This is a genomic window from Bacillus sp. Bos-x628, from assembly GCF_040500475.1.
GTDB lineage: Bacteria > Bacillota > Bacilli > Bacillales > Bacillaceae > Bacillus > Bacillus maqinnsis.
Genome location: NZ_CP159358.1, coordinates 1,702,162 through 1,716,485 on the forward strand (window position 1 = coordinate 1,702,162; position 14,324 = coordinate 1,716,485).

The window sequence follows — 14,324 nt, forward strand, 5'->3', positions numbered from 1 at the left end:
TCAAAACTCTTATAAGATGGAATGAGTGACTTGCTTAGAAATACGGGCTAGTGCCAGTTTGTATCAAAGCTTAAATAAATTAACCCCTATAATAGGACATGATTATCACGAAACACTGAATAAATGTAGCTACATCTTATTCAAAAATATTATGCAAAGTTTCCAAAAAAATCTAAAACTTTATTATCTCTTTACGGAAATATATATGATCACCTAAGAAACGCCTTAAAAAGTGTTTCTCTATTCAATATTTAATTCAGATGTACTTAAGGGGAAATATGAAGTCATACAATTACAGGATGGACGCCAAACACATTATATTGATCAAACAGGTCACTTTCTAACCGATCTAGACTATATTTTGCGGACATTTTACTCTCTTTAAAAGCTCGTGACGAGATTCATCATAATGAAAAAAAGACCCAAGATGCTTTCTTCGGTCTTTTTCCTTTTTTAATACTGCTCAAAATAAGTTTGAATTTTATTTGGATCTTTGGTTTTAGTGAGTGCAAGCATTAGCAAGATGCGTGCTTTTTGTGGATTTAATGAATCAGATGTAACGAAGTGATATTTGTCATCCATCTTTTCATGTGTAACAATCCCACTTCCTACACGGCTTGATCTTACAATGACAACATCTTTTTTGACTGCATCTGCTGCACCCTTAATGGCTTCTGTTGACATAGTTCCATTTCCGGCTGCAGCTACGACAATACCTTTTGCTCCGGCTTTCACTGCGGCATCATATAAATATTTCTCATCATTTTGATAGCCATATAAGATATCCACCTGTGGCAATTCCTTCATTTTTGACACGTCAAATTCGCTGTCAACCGTATGTTTTCTTGTCGGTTCATTATAAAATGAGACCTCTTCACCGGCAATTTCACCAATGTAACCTTGCTCAAGGGACTTGAAGGAATCTGTTGTCGTTGTGTTCGTTTTGGTAATAAATCGAGCTGATGCAATTCGATCATTTAATGTCACCATGACACCTTTACCTTTTGCATCTTTTGTCGATGCAATTTTCACTGCATGGTATAGATTCAGAGGGCCATCGGCGCTAATCGCTGATGCTGGTCTCATCGATCCAACAACCACAACTGGCTTTTCACTCTTGACAACCAAATGTAAAAAATAAGCAGTCTCTTCAAGCGTATCTGTTCCATGTGTAATGACAATACCATCGACTTGATCGTCCTTTAATAGCTGATTGACTCGCTTTGCTAATTTTAAAAGGAGAGCGTTATCTACATTTTCACTCCCTACATTCGCAACCTGTTCACCAGTCACGTTCGCAATATCTTTTAACTGTGGAACAGAAGCTATCACTTTATCGATACCGAGTGAACCAGACTTATATCCGGTTGTATCTGTATCACTATCTGAAGAGCCTGCAATTGTACCGCCCGTTGCCAACACTTTAATATTGGCAAGTGAATGATTCCCTGTTTCCACTGCACGTGTTTTCCTTTCCTGCTGTGTTTGATTGAATGCGCTTTCTCTTTTGTTCTGGCTACTTTCCTGTGAGTTGTTGCCTGCACAGCCTGCAGTTAGCAATAACGAAATTGAAAGAAACATCACACCTAGCCATTTTGTTACATTCATCTGATCATCTCTTTTCATATAGTTTCTAATAGATGGTTATCCATTTCTATAGGTTTTACTTTATAATATTCGTTCATTCATCAGCATGAGGCAAAAGTTCTGGAAACAAATGAAGTACAAAAGTATGTTTATAAGCATCACTTTATGTCTAAATGACTATTTTATGCATTAGACACACACCGCTGAACTTCCTCTATTTTATATATTCGTTCATCAAATCACTTGATATTTTAAAAATCAGATTGTGTCTCTTCGAGGAACTTTGATAAATTTGAACATGATCGCTACATGATTAAAGCGATGATCTTGTTCATCATCTTTTTATTTATGAGTTAAAAGCCTCTTTTAATTTGTCACTCATGAAATGCCAAGCCTGTTCAGCTATTTCCAAATCGCCTGCATGTGTGAAGCCATGAGAGACTCCTCTATATTGGCAATATGTGACAGCTACCCCTGCTTCTTTTAACTTTTCAGCATAATGTTTGGCTTCAGCAGCTAATGAATCTTTCTCGGCTGTGATCACAAGTGCAGGGGGCATACTTGCTAAAGATGATACATCTGCAAAGACAGGAGAAGCAAGCGGGTTTCGCGCATCTTCTTCTTGTAAATAGAGTGCATTAAAGAGATTAGCCATATCAGGCGGAATTGCCTCTTTAAATGCTGGCTTCAGATTCGGATCAGTCGCTAAATCTAACGGAGGATAATCGAGCACTTGATAAACAATCGGCAGTTTGTTCCCTTTTTGTATATTAAGTAAACAAACAGAAGTAGCCAAATTCCCACCTGCACTATGTCCTCCGACCGCCAATTTTTCTGGATCAATACATAGCTCATCATGGTTCTCATAAAGCCATTTCATTACGTCGTAGCACTCATATAGAGCCGCTGGGAAAGGATTTTCAGGCGCCAGCTGATAATCAACATTGACGACCATACATTGCGCACGATCTGCGATCACTGGACACCAGTGGTTATCCATGTCAACACTGCCCAGTATAAACCCGCCACCGTGCATATTTACAAATACCGGTAGTACCTGTGTTAATTTTTCTATCGGTTTGAATACCCAAACCCTTGTTTCTCCAGCAGATGTTGGAATAAAATATTCCATCTTGTTCACTTCAGGCGGATTGGATGGTTTAAGCTCCGAATGACTTGTCAGAGAACGTTCTGTTTGTTGACGTAATGAAACAGCTATTTTGATTTGTTCTTCTATGTTCATTTTCACAAGCTCCCTTCATGCTTTTTGTTTATTCAATATACATTTGTTTAATTGATTCATAAAAATTGGGTTTGCATTCATTTGGTTCTTTCATTCTCTTTCTTTTGTTAAAATCACATCTTCATATCCTTCAATTTTAAAGTCTAATCGCTTGATGGTCTCTTCAATTTCTTTCCGTTTTTCTATCAATCTTTCTCTTTCGTTCACCAGAATCATTTTTCTAGCCGTTAATGTCCGATCATCTCCCTCAGTAAATAATGAAGTGTATTCTATGAGCGCATCGATCGAGAGCCCTGCATTTCTCATACATTTAATAAACTCTATCCATTGAATATCTTCTTCTGTATAATCACGGATGCCATTTTTGTCACGTTTGATCGGTCTAATCAATCCAACGTTTTCGTAGTACCTGAGCGTGGCTGTGGATAAATCCAATTGCTTCGCTACCTGTGATATTTTCATTGTTGTCACCCTTCTTTTTTATTTCACCTTACGACGTAAAGTGAACTTGAAGTCAAAATTTTCACGTCACCTATCATTTATGTTCCCTTTTCTCATCATCTACATTTTGGTAAACGACACAAGATTCTTTCGGCTCAAATCTCATTTTTTCTTTTTTCATTCATTGCTTTTAGAGGATTCGTCCTTGACTTAGAGTTCACTTTAAGACTTACAGTAGAGTAGAAGAAACGAATTTCACTTTTGAAAGGATGATCGAAAATGTGCCAGACGTATCAATCTCAAGTATTAAGTGTTTCACATGCAAAAGCAAACTTTGAACGGACAACAATCGAGCGGAGAGCGCTTCGTCCGCATGATATTTTAATTGATATTCACTATTGCGGCATTTGTCATTCAGATATCCATAGTGCCTTTGACGACTGGGGCGGTGGGATTTTTCCAATGGTACCAGGTCATGAAATCACTGGGGTCGTTGCAGCAGTTGGCGATGCAGTCACCAAGTTTACGATTGGAGATCGTGTAGGGGTCGGTTGTTTTGTGGATTCATGCGGTACGTGTGAATATTGCCAGAATGGAGACGAACAATATTGCGCAAAAGGTGTCGTTCAAACCTATAATAACCTTGATTACGAGGGAGAGCCAACATATGGCGGCTACAGCCAAAAGATTGTCGTGACTGAACGCTTTGTGGTCAGCATCCCTGACAATCTAGATCTTGATATCGCAAGTCCTCTACTATGTGCGGGTATTACGACCTATTCTCCGTTAAAGCATTGGAATGTTGGACCTGGCAAAAAAGTTGCGATCGTCGGTATGGGTGGTCTTGGACATGTAGCGATCCAATTCGCCCATGCGATGGGTGCTGAAGTGACCGTTCTTAGCCGTTCTTTGGATAAAAAAGAAGAAGCTTTGTCATTTGGAGCAAAAGACTACTTCGCTACAAACGATCCAGACACATTCAAGACACTCGCTGGTCAGTTTGATGTCATTCTCAATACAGTCTCTGCAAATATCAACGTGGATGCGTATTTATCCTTACTTCGTGTCGACGGTACGTTGGTCAACGTCGGTGCACCAGCTGAACCGGATCAATTCCGAGTCTTTTCGTTGATTATGGGTCGACGCAGCATTGCCGGCTCTCTTGTTGGCGGCATAAAGGAAACACAAGAAATGCTTGATTTCGCAGCAGCTCACAACATTGCACCACAAATTGAAGTCATTCACGCAAGTCAAGTCGATGAAGCATACGAACGCGTACTCAAAAGCGATGTCCGCTATCGGTTTGTAATTGATATTGCGACGTTATAAATGTAGAATCTAGAAAGGCTAGCCTTATTGGTTAGTCTTTTTATTTTTGACACAAACGTCTTCACATTCCTATCGTTCACCAATTTAGCACGAATGCCTCTTTACTCTTCTGTTTACTTGGTTTAGTCTGTGTACAAATTATTGATCATGATCACTTTATTTTTCTTCGATCATAACCACCGCATCTTTTATTCACAACGATACGTCAAAAACCACTATTCTCTGAGTAGTGGTTCTTTAACGTCTGCCGTTTTTTTGTGTGTTCACATGTTTATTTCTACTTTTACTTACTAGAATTGGAACTAAAAAACGAATAAGCTAACACAAAAACTGCAATGTCAGCAAGAATCGTCAATGAAAAATTGATCTATTTAGAGCGTCTAGGTTTCAGGATATACACGGACCAACTGAAATTTTATTCGGAATATGACACTTCCTCTAATATTTTAATGTTTTTTAGATCTAATCCCTAAAATTATATTGACAAATAAAAAACGTGATGTTATTATGAAATATTTGACTATCACCACCAACATATGGTAACATGAAGAAGGTAACTATATATGGAGGTGGATATATGTTTCAAATTGGCGATAACATTGTTTATCCAATGCAAGGAGCAGGTATAATTGAAGCCATAGAAGAAAAAGAAATCTCTGATGAAAAACAACAGTATTATGTTATAAAAATGACGATCAGTAATATGAAAGTGATGATTCCAACGCGGAAAATATCAGGTTCAAGTATAAGACCAGTTACTGATATCATTACATTAAAACGCATTATGCACATTTTTCAGCACGGGAAATCAGATAAGTTACTGCCATGGAAGCAAAGGTTTAAAGTAAACACGAACAAAATTAAAACGGGCGACATACAAGAAGGCGTTGAAGTTATACGTGATTTAATGCGAATGAAAAAAGAAAAAGCACTTAATGCAAGTGAAAAAAAAATGTTAGATCACGCTTATGAGTTTTTGATGAGTGAACTGGAAGTCATTAAAGGAATTACTGAAAATCAAATAAAAAGTTTCTGTTAAGATTCTCATACACCATGTGTGGTATCTGAATTTTTGTGAAAATTATGATTAAAAGCAACATGTTCAAAGATGTTCAACTTCTTCACCTTACTTTTAGAACATTCACCTCTTTATATTTCAACGATCACATTCCCATCAATAAAATTTTGCTAAAACAGTCACCTGATTTTTGCAATCAGTGAAAAAGAAGAAAGAAATGAAAAAATATTTTTTGTATATTACGCATATTGACAATCCAGTATGTTATACTTAAATAAACCTTTGAAGTTTTAAATCTTTTTACTTTTACCTTGTACCACCCCCCTACTCGCACGCTGAGTAGGGTTTTTTATTGAAGAAAAAACAGAGAACATAAAAAGACAGACCCTATACAAAGGATCTGTCTTTTATAAGATTTAAGATTAAGCCACTTTTTGAACGTTCGCAGCTTGAGCTCCGCGAGAACCTTGCTCAACGTCAAACGTTACTTTTTGACCTTCGTCTAAAGATTTGAACCCGTCACTTTGGATTGAAGAAAAGTGTACAAATACATCGTCTCCATTTTCACGTTCGATAAATCCAAAACCTTTTTCTGCATTAAACCATTTCACTGTACCTTGTTCCATTTTTATTGCCTCCTAGTGCGTTACCACACAATGTATTGTACTATCCTTGCCCAAAGTATCATCAAGACGAACAGTCTATATTCAACCTATCCTTTACGCCGAACAAAAATAACTATCTTTATTATAGCATGATTCGGAAATAATTGCAATTTGTCCTCTCCTAACGTATATAGTGCTAATATGAGACGTAGTATCCCATGCTTAATTACCAAGATGAAAATCACAAATATTCTCCAAATGTTTTAATCTTAATTTTTAAAATTCGAGCCTAACTCTTGAAAAACACATTCTTCTATTAAAAGAAGGATTTCTTTTCGTTAAACTTCTTTATCAAAAAGTACATACTCAATAAAATAAATATAATAATTCCTGCTTTTAATGTATTAGAATAAATATTAGATCTCCTTAATTGCTTTAAAGTTTCTTCTTCATTAAGAATACCTTTTCCATATGAAATAACATCTTTTTCTTTTTCACTATATTTAGATAGCATATTAATCATTTGTTCATTCGTCATATTTCTTTTATCTTGCAACATCAGTGATACAAACCCCGATAAATAGGCAGCTGCCACAGACGTTCCACTTATTCTCGTTTCGTTATTTTTTTGATCTACACTTTTAAAATTTTCACCTGGAGCCATAATATCAATTCCTTCACCCCTACTAGATCGAAACCATCTATGTCCACTTTCATTAACAGCTCCAACACCTATTACACCATTTAGTTTAGCAGGATATCTTATTGTATCTTCTTTTGATAGTCCGTCATTACCAACTGCAGATATTACGACAATTCCTTTTTTTAGAGCCCTTTTTATAATATGTTCTATATCTTTAGAATACTCAGTACCCCCTAAGCTCATTAATATAATATCTACATCATATTGAATTGCTTTTTCAATACCTTTAATAACAGTCGCATATTTCCCAAATGCATTCTTTTCTAGAACCTTAATAATATATAATTCAGCTTCAGGAGCGATACCAAAATCGTTTGAACCGATGATATTAGCAATTAATGTACCATGGCCATTAATATCTTCTATATTATCCCCACCATAAATTACATTGAATTTCTTAATAATATTGAGATTACTTCCACTATAACCTGTATCTAAAATCGCTATGGAAACTCCTTTTCCAGTTAAATCATATTTCTCAGCTATTTTTCTAATCCTATGTTGATGTTCATTAGCTGAAACATTAGGTATATTTATAAAAAATAGAGTAGTGACTAAAATTATATAAAGATATTTTTTGAACATTATTACCAATACCTCCAAATTATTGTTGATATTACTTTATTATCATATTATAATATACATGATTTTAGATAATTGGAGGGGCTTTTTTGAAATTTTTAAAACAAATTAGTTGTACTATCGCTTTAATTATGATTTTCACAGTAATAGGACCTACCATAACAACTTTAACCGCACAGGAAACGGAACACGAAGTAACTACTGAACCGCAAAATAATTCTAATATAACTGATAAAGAGTTGCTCAAGCAAGATATTTCCATTTTAATTAATGACAACAGTATCATAAATAACGCAAAAATAACTGACAACAATATGTCAGATAATGAAAAAGAATTGTATCAAGAAAAAATTTCAAATTTAAAAGAGAGCGCATTTAAAGTAGATGATGAAACACTAGCTTATATGGATCACATTAATCCAGATATCGATGTGCAACTCTTAATTGTTCAAGAAGAACAAATTAAAGAGGAACTAGCAATAGAAAGTGAAGTTGACGCTTTAATTGCTCCTATACTTATTAGAGGTGCTATTTCCGCAACAGTATTTTTATTGAGAAAAGCAGGTGTTAGAGTTTTAACGGTCAGTTGGCACTTAGGTTTAAGAATGATCGAACGTGGTATTACTCCTAAACAAGTCTTCGATGCAGTAAAATACGGTAAGAAATATTATGACCCGAAATATAAATCTACAGTGTATCTTTATAAAGGTGTGGCTGTAGCTAAAAAAGGTAATACATTGACTACAACCTATAAAAGTGGAGTGAAAAAGAGGTGGAAATAATGAAAAAAAGAATAACTTTTGATAAAACAGCTGACATTGGATATATATATGTTTTTAATAAAGATTATAAATACACAATTAAGGAAACAGAAGATTTAGAAGCTAATGATTTAATAGCTCTAGATATTGATAAGAACAATAATATAGTTGGATTAGAAGTTTTTGGAGATGAAGCAATTTATATTAAAAATAATGAACTTTCCCAAATGTATAAACAAATAGATGATTCATATTATTTTTTATTGGTTGATAAACCTGTAAAAAGCTCCTCAATATTTTTAGGGATTGAATTCCTTTTTGAGAATGAAGATTACACTAACTTTATCGGTTATAAAATTTTAGATAATGAAAAATATAAAAAAGAGTTTTTGGATTAAATAAAATATTATAGATTGATGTCTTTTATGTATAAAACACCCACTTATTAAGTGAGTGTCAGCGTGTAGACAAACCCTCGCATTCGTTGTCAGGTCTGCGTATCGGTGCTCATGAATGTCAAATTCGCTCCGCTCCGGTAATCGTCCTTCCTAGACTTCTAAGGTTTTCTATCAAGCTGAAAACAAGACAAAGGGCTAAAATTAAGATCATTTTAGCCCTTTGTCAACAATCTGAGACAGACCCTATACAAAGGATCTGTCTTTTAAGATTTAAGATTAAGCCACTTTTTGAACGTTCGCAGCTTGAGCTCCGCGAGAACCTTGCTCAACATCAAACGTTACTTTTTGACCTTCGTCTAAAGATTTGAACCCGTCACTTTGGATTGAAGAAAAGTGTACAAATACATCGTCTCCATTTTCACGTTCGATAAATCCAAAACCTTTTTCTGCATTAAACCATTTCACTGTACCTTGTTCCATTTTTATTGCCTCCTAGTGCGTTACCACACAATGTATTGTACTATCCTTGCCCAAGTATCATCAAGACGAACAGTCTATATTCAACCTATCCTTTACGCCGAACAAAAATAACTATCTTTATTATAGCATGAATCAGAAATAATTGCAAAATTATTCTTAACATTACTGTTGAATGTTTGATTGCGAGTACCAAAGAGGTCAAAGAAATAGAAAACATGAATTACTCCCCTTGAGGATACAATAATTTGAAATTCTGACTTTACAACATTCTTTGATCACCTGTACTAACTCTTAAATACGATCATTGATAGAAGATTAACCATTATTAAAGAGGAAAAATGAAGGAAAAATTTTTGAGCTTACTCATTTAACAAATTCATGGGGAATAAATGCTTATCATTAAAAAAAGTGAACAATCATTTAAATGACCTCATCTTTTTGCTTACATGTTTATTTCACTTGAAAATACGAATAACTACACGAGCACTAATAAAAATGATGACAATCACCACGAAAACATAGATGTACTTCATTAAACTACCAAACAAGATTATCAATAGTGGCATTCATGAAGTAAGTATGCCAATGATCAAAAGCAATAAACTGATTCTTTTGGATCACTTTTTTTATCTCCTAAGAAAGTGAATTCATTATATCCAATGATTAGAGTTTTTTTACTCCTGTTAAATAGGAAAAGAAAATACAAATACATCCGCCTAGCATGTAATTTAACAATTTTCATCAATCCTATATATTTTTTTCAAAAAAATCTCTGCATATCTGCTTCTTTTTTGATTTGTTTTTGACGATCTAAGAACAATTTATATTTGGGACTCATTTTATAGAGTAGATCACTGAATGGACTACCTTCCTTTAATTGAGGAAGATCTTCACTATCCTTCATTTGTTGTATGAAATTTTTCAAACTTTATCCACTAGAGGAATGATGACATTTTTTATTGTTTCCATATTTTATGATCTTTTTCAATAATTTTATCTATAAAATCACGATTTTTCTCTTTAAACTCATCTAATTGATTAGAATTTTCTAAAATCAGTTTCATTACTGGATGTTCAATGCTTACTTCATCAATATTATCTAGATAATTCACCAAAATTAACCAATCTAATTATTTATTTTCATCGTCAATTGTAAATTCCAAAAATGGCTCAAAAATAGTTGAAATCAACTCACCAAATTTCCTCGGAAACATTCTTAATAATTTTTCTTTGACATACTCTTGTTTCTCAGTGTCATTAAGTGGTAATGTACTTTCTAATGTTTCAACTTAACTTCCAAAATATTCAATTTTATTTAAATTTTCAATTAACCTACAACAAAACGATCATACTCAAATAACAGTCACATCAAGAGGAAGTTCCGGAGGATAATTGGTTAAAAAATAATAAAATGGATTAAAGTGTGAGGCTCCTTATGATATTCTGTTTAAAGTAGCATTAATTGATTCCGGTGTTAATTATGAAGGTGTGTTTTTTAAAAGTTTAGATTGAGGAGTGTCCATTTTTATGGACACTTGTTTTATAGGTCAGATATGCACGGAAAGGACGCCTTATTTTCTGAGAAACACCGTATGATAGAGACAAACAACACGAACGAAATATTTTGCCCAGAAAAAACTCACGTGCTGATCATTCAATACAATAAGGTGTGTCTTGATTCATGTCCGCTTTTATTGTGTTTTTTGTATCTTTTTTCCTATTTAATGCCAATCTTTGCATTGGTAAAATTGACCTTGTTCAGAATAGGAGGGAGTGACTTCTTCTGGGGAAAATACTTGATGCAACAGCACTAACAAACGCTATGGAAGAAAGAGCGAAGCACTATCAGGAACTTCGGGAAGAAATGATAGATTTGAAACAAGCATTACAAGGTGTGGCTAATTTAGGTGATGAGTTCACAGGTAAAGGGGCAGATAACATCAAAGCCTTTTATGCTGATCTTGCACTTTATGCCAATACCTATCTTGATTTTATTGACATGCAAAAGGCTTTTTTAGATGGAGTGAAAGGAAAGCTTGATGATGCATCTTTAGGAGGCTATACGTTTATTGACGAGCACTTTCTCGAATCTCAAGTGAAACAAGGCATTCAAAACAATCAAGATATGGTGGAAGAACAAAAGGAAGCTCTTGCAAATATTTTTGATGACATTCGTGATCTGATTGAGTTAGATGTATTTTCTAGCAAAGAAGTAAACGAACACTTAGATGATGCGAATATAAAACGACAAGAAACGATTGATGCCTTACATAAAATAGACCATGAACTCAAAACGGAATACGCAAAATCAGAAGCGATCGAGCAACATCTTACATCATTTTATACCAAAATGATGGCAGCCACCGGTAAAGGGAAACACGCACAGCCCATGTATTATGATGCAAAAGCGTTTCATGAGACAGAAGTGTACAAAAATCATGATAAAATAGATGCACAGGTGAAAGCGTATTTAAAGGTGAAAAAAGAAGAAGCAGAGAAACGAAGAATCAAAGAGTTCATGGCAAAACTTGATGATCCATCATGCATATCAGTAGATCAATATTTTGAGATAGTAGATGCGATTGGATATGAACATCTCTCTTACGATCAAAAAATGTACTACAGTCACCTTCTTCAAATGAAAGCACAAGAAGAAGCGTCAGATGTATTGATTGATGGCATAAAAGGAGCAGCAGTTGGTATTTATGATGTGGCAAAAGATACAGTGATCGGTATGTACGATCTTGTCACTGACCCTGGTGGAGCTGTAGAATCTGTTGTCACCGCTGTTTCTCACCCAATTGAAACGTCAAAAGTCATTGGAAAAGCCATTTCTGATTCATTTCAAAAAGAGGTTATTGAAGGTGATGCCTACTCAAGAGCACATTGGTTTGCCTATGCCACTGGCTCTCTAGCAGAAATCGTATTTGGCTCAAAAGGTGCAGGAGCCATCACGAAAACAGGAACATCTGCAGCTAAAACAACGATTAAAAAAGGACTTGAACAAGGAGCAAAATCAATAGATACTGTCTCCATTCCGAATTTATTGCCGTACTCACCAAAGTTTCAAATAGCTGGCGGCGGAAAACTGCCATATAACGTGTTTGATGGAGAAAACATTAAAAATAAGCTTCTTTCCATGGCAAAACGTTTAGACAACAATCCAGGATACGGGATCTCTAAGACAGGCAGACGATTACCAGCACCAAAAACACCGCCGACAGTCGTTAAATATGGAGAACATTTCGTCAGATGGAAACGAAAGAAAGTGTTAAAACCAAATATCATGTATACAACAAAACAAGGCTACACCTACACAACAGATCACTATGGCCGCATTGTCAAAGTCGAAGCAAGGGATTTACAATACGGAGAGATCAAAAGAAACCAATACGCCCAATCAAATGCTGGGAAACCAGATCGACTGCCAGATGATGACGGAGGTCATTTAATTGCGTCTATTTTTAAAGGTTCTGGGGATATTGATAACCTACTTCCCATGAATTCACAGATTAATCGAAGTGGCGGGAAATGGTACAACATGGAGCAGGAATGGTTGTCTGCACTGAAAGAGGTTCCACCTGAAAAAGTCTCTGTAAATATTGAGGCAGTATATCATTCAGATTCCTTAAGACCTTCAGCTTTCGAAGTGAAATATAAAATAGGCGAAAGTACAGATTATATTTATATAAAAAATGAGTATGGAGGTTAACTTTAGTGGAAACAAAGAAAATGTCAGAACTTTATAAAGAAATTGCTGAGAATATACACGAAATCATTCCAACTGAATGGCATAAAGTTTGGCTTTACTCCGAAGTGTTTAATGATTCATCAGAGGTTGCTTTTTATTTTTACACTGATGAAGAAAAATATTTTTATGGTCATAATATTCCTGATGACTTTCAAGTGAGTGAACGGGTATACGTTAATATTTTAATTAGACTGCAGGAGTTATTCATACAACTTAGAGAAGAATTTATAAAACATAACGAACAGGTATGGACAACAGCTAACCTTCAACTAGATCATACAGGTAAGTTTTCAATTGAATTTGGTTATGATGATATCTTAAATTTAGGCTTAAATGGCTCACAAAGAAAAGCCATATGGGCATATGAGAATTTAGGTATATACCCAAAAAGAAAATCAATTAGGGAATTTCTTGAAGAATATATAAAAAGCAAAGAAGAAAACAACTAACACATTGCCCTCCAAATTAATGGAGGGTTTTTTGTTTGTCATGATCTAATGAAAAATTGTCAAGTCGAAGCAAGTGATTTACCATAACGGAGAGATCAAAAGAAACCAATACGCCCAATCAAATACTTTAAAACCAGAAAATTCCAGATAATGATAGGATTTTCTTGACAGCCTAAGGAAGGTCTAATTACCTTTTGAGGCACTGCCTGCATCTAAAAATTAGGCAGTGGACACTTTTGGTCATAAAGCACATTTTCTTCAAGAACATAAAAAACACCAAAGGTCTATAAACCCTTGGTATCACTGGATGCGGCCGAGAGGACTTGAACCTCCACGGGTTATTCACCCACTAGGCCCTCAACCTAGCGCGTCTGCCATTCCGCCACGACCGCGTCATATGATGTGCTGTTTGTGAAGCACTTTTTTAAAAACAATGCGGGTGAAGGGACTTGAACCCCCACGTCATAAAGACACTAGATCCTAAGTCTAGCGCGTCTGCCAATTCCGCCACACCCGCGTGACAATGGTGAGCCATGAAGGACTCGAACCTTCGACCCTCTGATTAAAAGTCAGATGCTCTACCAACTGAGCTAATGGCTCATCTGCTATGCAGAAAACATATAAAAAATGGCTGGGCTAGCTGGATTCGAACCAACGCATGACGGAGTCAAAGTCCGTTGCCTTACCGCTTGGCTATAGCCCAACGAATATAACAAACATGACCCGTACGGGATTCGAACCCGTGTTACCGCCGTGAAAGGGCGGTGTCTTAACCGCTTGACCAACGGGCCATACAATAAACAATGGCGGAGAAGGAGGGATTTGAACCCTCGCGCCGCTTACGCGACCTACACCCTTAGCAGGGGCGCCTCTTCAGCCACTTGAGTACTTCTCCATTATGGCTCCGCAGGTAGGATTCGAACCTACGACCGATCGGTTAACAGCCGATAGCTCTACCACTGAGCTACTGCGGAATA

The 14,324-nt window shown here is 35.7% G+C and carries 13 protein-coding genes and 7 tRNA genes; 6 read left to right on the top strand and 14 right to left on the bottom strand.

Annotation, left to right across the window (positions count from 1 at the left end; genetic code table 11):
• Window positions 1–453: 453 nt before the first annotated feature.
• The 3 genes from ABVJ71_RS08960 to ABVJ71_RS08970 all read right to left on the bottom strand — a co-directional run bounded on the left by ABVJ71_RS08960 (window position 454) and on the right by ABVJ71_RS08970 (window position 3,292).
• Complete coding sequence (locus ABVJ71_RS08960; RefSeq protein WP_353853726.1) at window positions 454–1,608, bottom strand: type II asparaginase; 1,155 nt, start codon at window positions 1,606–1,608, stop codon at window positions 454–456.
• A gap of 325 nt (window positions 1,609–1,933) precedes the next feature.
• On the bottom strand, window positions 1,934–2,830 hold the full coding sequence (locus ABVJ71_RS08965) for an alpha/beta hydrolase (RefSeq protein ID WP_353853727.1): 897 nt from the start codon (window positions 2,828–2,830) through the stop codon (window positions 1,934–1,936).
• Between the two features lie 90 nt (window positions 2,831–2,920).
• Entirely contained in the window at window positions 2,921–3,292 is a 372-nt protein-coding gene (locus ABVJ71_RS08970) for a MerR family transcriptional regulator (RefSeq protein WP_353853728.1), read from the bottom strand.
• A 258-nt stretch (window positions 3,293–3,550) separates the two neighbouring features.
• Between ABVJ71_RS08970 and ABVJ71_RS08975 the strand changes: the two genes are divergently transcribed.
• Together ABVJ71_RS08975 and ABVJ71_RS08980 are read left to right on the top strand one after the other, a co-directional pair.
• A complete protein-coding gene (locus ABVJ71_RS08975) occupies window positions 3,551–4,600 on the top strand; it encodes an NAD(P)-dependent alcohol dehydrogenase (protein WP_353853729.1) in 1,050 nt (349 codons plus the stop codon).
• Between the two features lie 577 nt (window positions 4,601–5,177).
• Complete coding sequence (locus ABVJ71_RS08980; protein ID WP_353853730.1) at window positions 5,178–5,639, top strand: CarD family transcriptional regulator; 462 nt, start codon at window positions 5,178–5,180, stop codon at window positions 5,637–5,639.
• 401 nt (window positions 5,640–6,040) lie between these two features.
• Here the strand turns inward: ABVJ71_RS08980 and cspC (ABVJ71_RS08985) are convergent, their stop codons facing one another.
• Both cspC (ABVJ71_RS08985) and ABVJ71_RS08990 read right to left on the bottom strand, forming a co-directional pair.
• Entirely contained in the window at window positions 6,041–6,244 is a 204-nt protein-coding gene (gene cspC / locus ABVJ71_RS08985; RefSeq protein ID WP_353853731.1) for a cold shock protein CspC, read from the bottom strand.
• 295 nt (window positions 6,245–6,539) lie between these two features.
• Window positions 6,540–7,511, bottom strand: a complete 972-nt coding sequence (locus tag ABVJ71_RS08990; protein WP_353853732.1) for a S8 family serine peptidase — start codon at window positions 7,509–7,511, stop codon at window positions 6,540–6,542.
• A gap of 86 nt (window positions 7,512–7,597) precedes the next feature.
• On the opposite strand from ABVJ71_RS08990, the gene ABVJ71_RS08995 reads away from it, so the two are divergent.
• Window positions 7,598–8,290, top strand: a complete 693-nt coding sequence (locus tag ABVJ71_RS08995; protein ID WP_353853733.1) for a DUF4258 domain-containing protein — start codon at window positions 7,598–7,600, stop codon at window positions 8,288–8,290.
• Entirely contained in the window at window positions 8,290–8,667 is a 378-nt protein-coding gene (locus ABVJ71_RS09000) for a DUF2283 domain-containing protein (RefSeq protein WP_353853734.1), read from the top strand. The genes ABVJ71_RS08995 and ABVJ71_RS09000 overlap by 1 nt, the downstream gene beginning before the upstream one ends.
• Before the next feature lie 276 nt (window positions 8,668–8,943).
• On the opposite strand, the gene cspC (ABVJ71_RS09005) is transcribed toward ABVJ71_RS09000, so the two are convergent.
• Entirely contained in the window at window positions 8,944–9,147 is a 204-nt protein-coding gene (cspC, locus tag ABVJ71_RS09005) for a cold shock protein CspC (RefSeq protein ID WP_353853731.1), read from the bottom strand.
• Window positions 9,148–10,103: 956 nt separating this feature from the next.
• Complete coding sequence (locus ABVJ71_RS09010) at window positions 10,104–10,259, bottom strand: hypothetical protein (RefSeq protein WP_353853735.1); 156 nt, start codon at window positions 10,257–10,259, stop codon at window positions 10,104–10,106.
• 710 nt (window positions 10,260–10,969) lie between these two features.
• Between ABVJ71_RS09010 and ABVJ71_RS09015 the strand changes: the two genes are divergently transcribed.
• Window positions 10,970–12,859 carry a T7SS effector LXG polymorphic toxin gene (locus ABVJ71_RS09015; RefSeq protein WP_353853736.1) on the top strand — a complete coding sequence of 630 codons (1,890 nt, stop codon included), beginning with the start codon at window positions 10,970–10,972 and terminating at the stop codon, window positions 12,857–12,859.
• Between the two features lie 5 nt (window positions 12,860–12,864).
• Window positions 12,865–13,347 (top strand): antitoxin YezG family protein, encoded by a 483-nt coding sequence (locus ABVJ71_RS09020; RefSeq protein WP_353853737.1) that lies wholly within the window; start codon window positions 12,865–12,867, stop codon window positions 13,345–13,347.
• A gap of 308 nt (window positions 13,348–13,655) precedes the next feature.
• On the opposite strand, the gene ABVJ71_RS09025 is transcribed toward ABVJ71_RS09020, so the two are convergent.
• The 7 genes from ABVJ71_RS09025 to ABVJ71_RS09055 all read right to left on the bottom strand — a co-directional run bounded on the left by ABVJ71_RS09025 (window position 13,656) and on the right by ABVJ71_RS09055 (window position 14,321).
• A tRNA-Leu gene (locus ABVJ71_RS09025) sits at window positions 13,656–13,739 on the bottom strand.
• Between the two features lie 42 nt (window positions 13,740–13,781).
• A tRNA-Leu gene (locus ABVJ71_RS09030) sits at window positions 13,782–13,864 on the bottom strand.
• 7 nt (window positions 13,865–13,871) lie between these two features.
• A tRNA-Lys gene (locus tag ABVJ71_RS09035) sits at window positions 13,872–13,947 on the bottom strand.
• Between the two features lie 28 nt (window positions 13,948–13,975).
• Window positions 13,976–14,050, bottom strand: a tRNA-Gln gene (locus ABVJ71_RS09040).
• Between the two features lie 16 nt (window positions 14,051–14,066).
• Window positions 14,067–14,138, bottom strand: a tRNA-Glu gene (locus tag ABVJ71_RS09045).
• Window positions 14,139–14,151: 13 nt separating this feature from the next.
• Window positions 14,152–14,242: transfer RNA gene (locus tag ABVJ71_RS09050), tRNA-Ser, on the bottom strand.
• 4 nt (window positions 14,243–14,246) lie between these two features.
• Window positions 14,247–14,321, bottom strand: a tRNA-Asn gene (locus tag ABVJ71_RS09055).
• Between the last annotated feature and the right edge of the window lie 3 nt (window positions 14,322–14,324).

Bases quoted from the DNA above. Each gene is read 5' to 3' on its own strand.
- ABVJ71_RS08960 (WP_353853726.1), bottom strand. From the start codon at position 1,608: ATGAATGTAACAAAATGGCTAGGTGTGATGTTTCTTTCAATTTCGTTA.
- ABVJ71_RS08965 (WP_353853727.1), bottom strand. From the start codon at position 2,830: ATGAACATAGAAGAACAAATCAAAATAGCTGTTTCATTACGTCAACAA.
- ABVJ71_RS08970 (WP_353853728.1), bottom strand. From the start codon at position 3,292: ATGAAAATATCACAGGTAGCGAAGCAATTGGATTTATCCACAGCCACG.
- ABVJ71_RS08975 (WP_353853729.1), top strand. From the start codon at position 3,551: ATGTGCCAGACGTATCAATCTCAAGTATTAAGTGTTTCACATGCAAAA.
- ABVJ71_RS08980 (WP_353853730.1), top strand. From the start codon at position 5,178: ATGTTTCAAATTGGCGATAACATTGTTTATCCAATGCAAGGAGCAGGT.
- cspC (WP_353853731.1), bottom strand. From the start codon at position 6,244: ATGGAACAAGGTACAGTGAAATGGTTTAATGCAGAAAAAGGTTTTGGA.
- ABVJ71_RS08990 (WP_353853732.1), bottom strand. From the start codon at position 7,511: ATGTTCAAAAAATATCTTTATATAATTTTAGTCACTACTCTATTTTTT.
- ABVJ71_RS09000 (WP_353853734.1), top strand. From the start codon at position 8,290: ATGAAAAAAAGAATAACTTTTGATAAAACAGCTGACATTGGATATATA.
- cspC (WP_353853731.1), bottom strand. From the start codon at position 9,147: ATGGAACAAGGTACAGTGAAATGGTTTAATGCAGAAAAAGGTTTTGGA.
- ABVJ71_RS09015 (WP_353853736.1), top strand. From the start codon at position 10,970: ATGGAAGAAAGAGCGAAGCACTATCAGGAACTTCGGGAAGAAATGATA.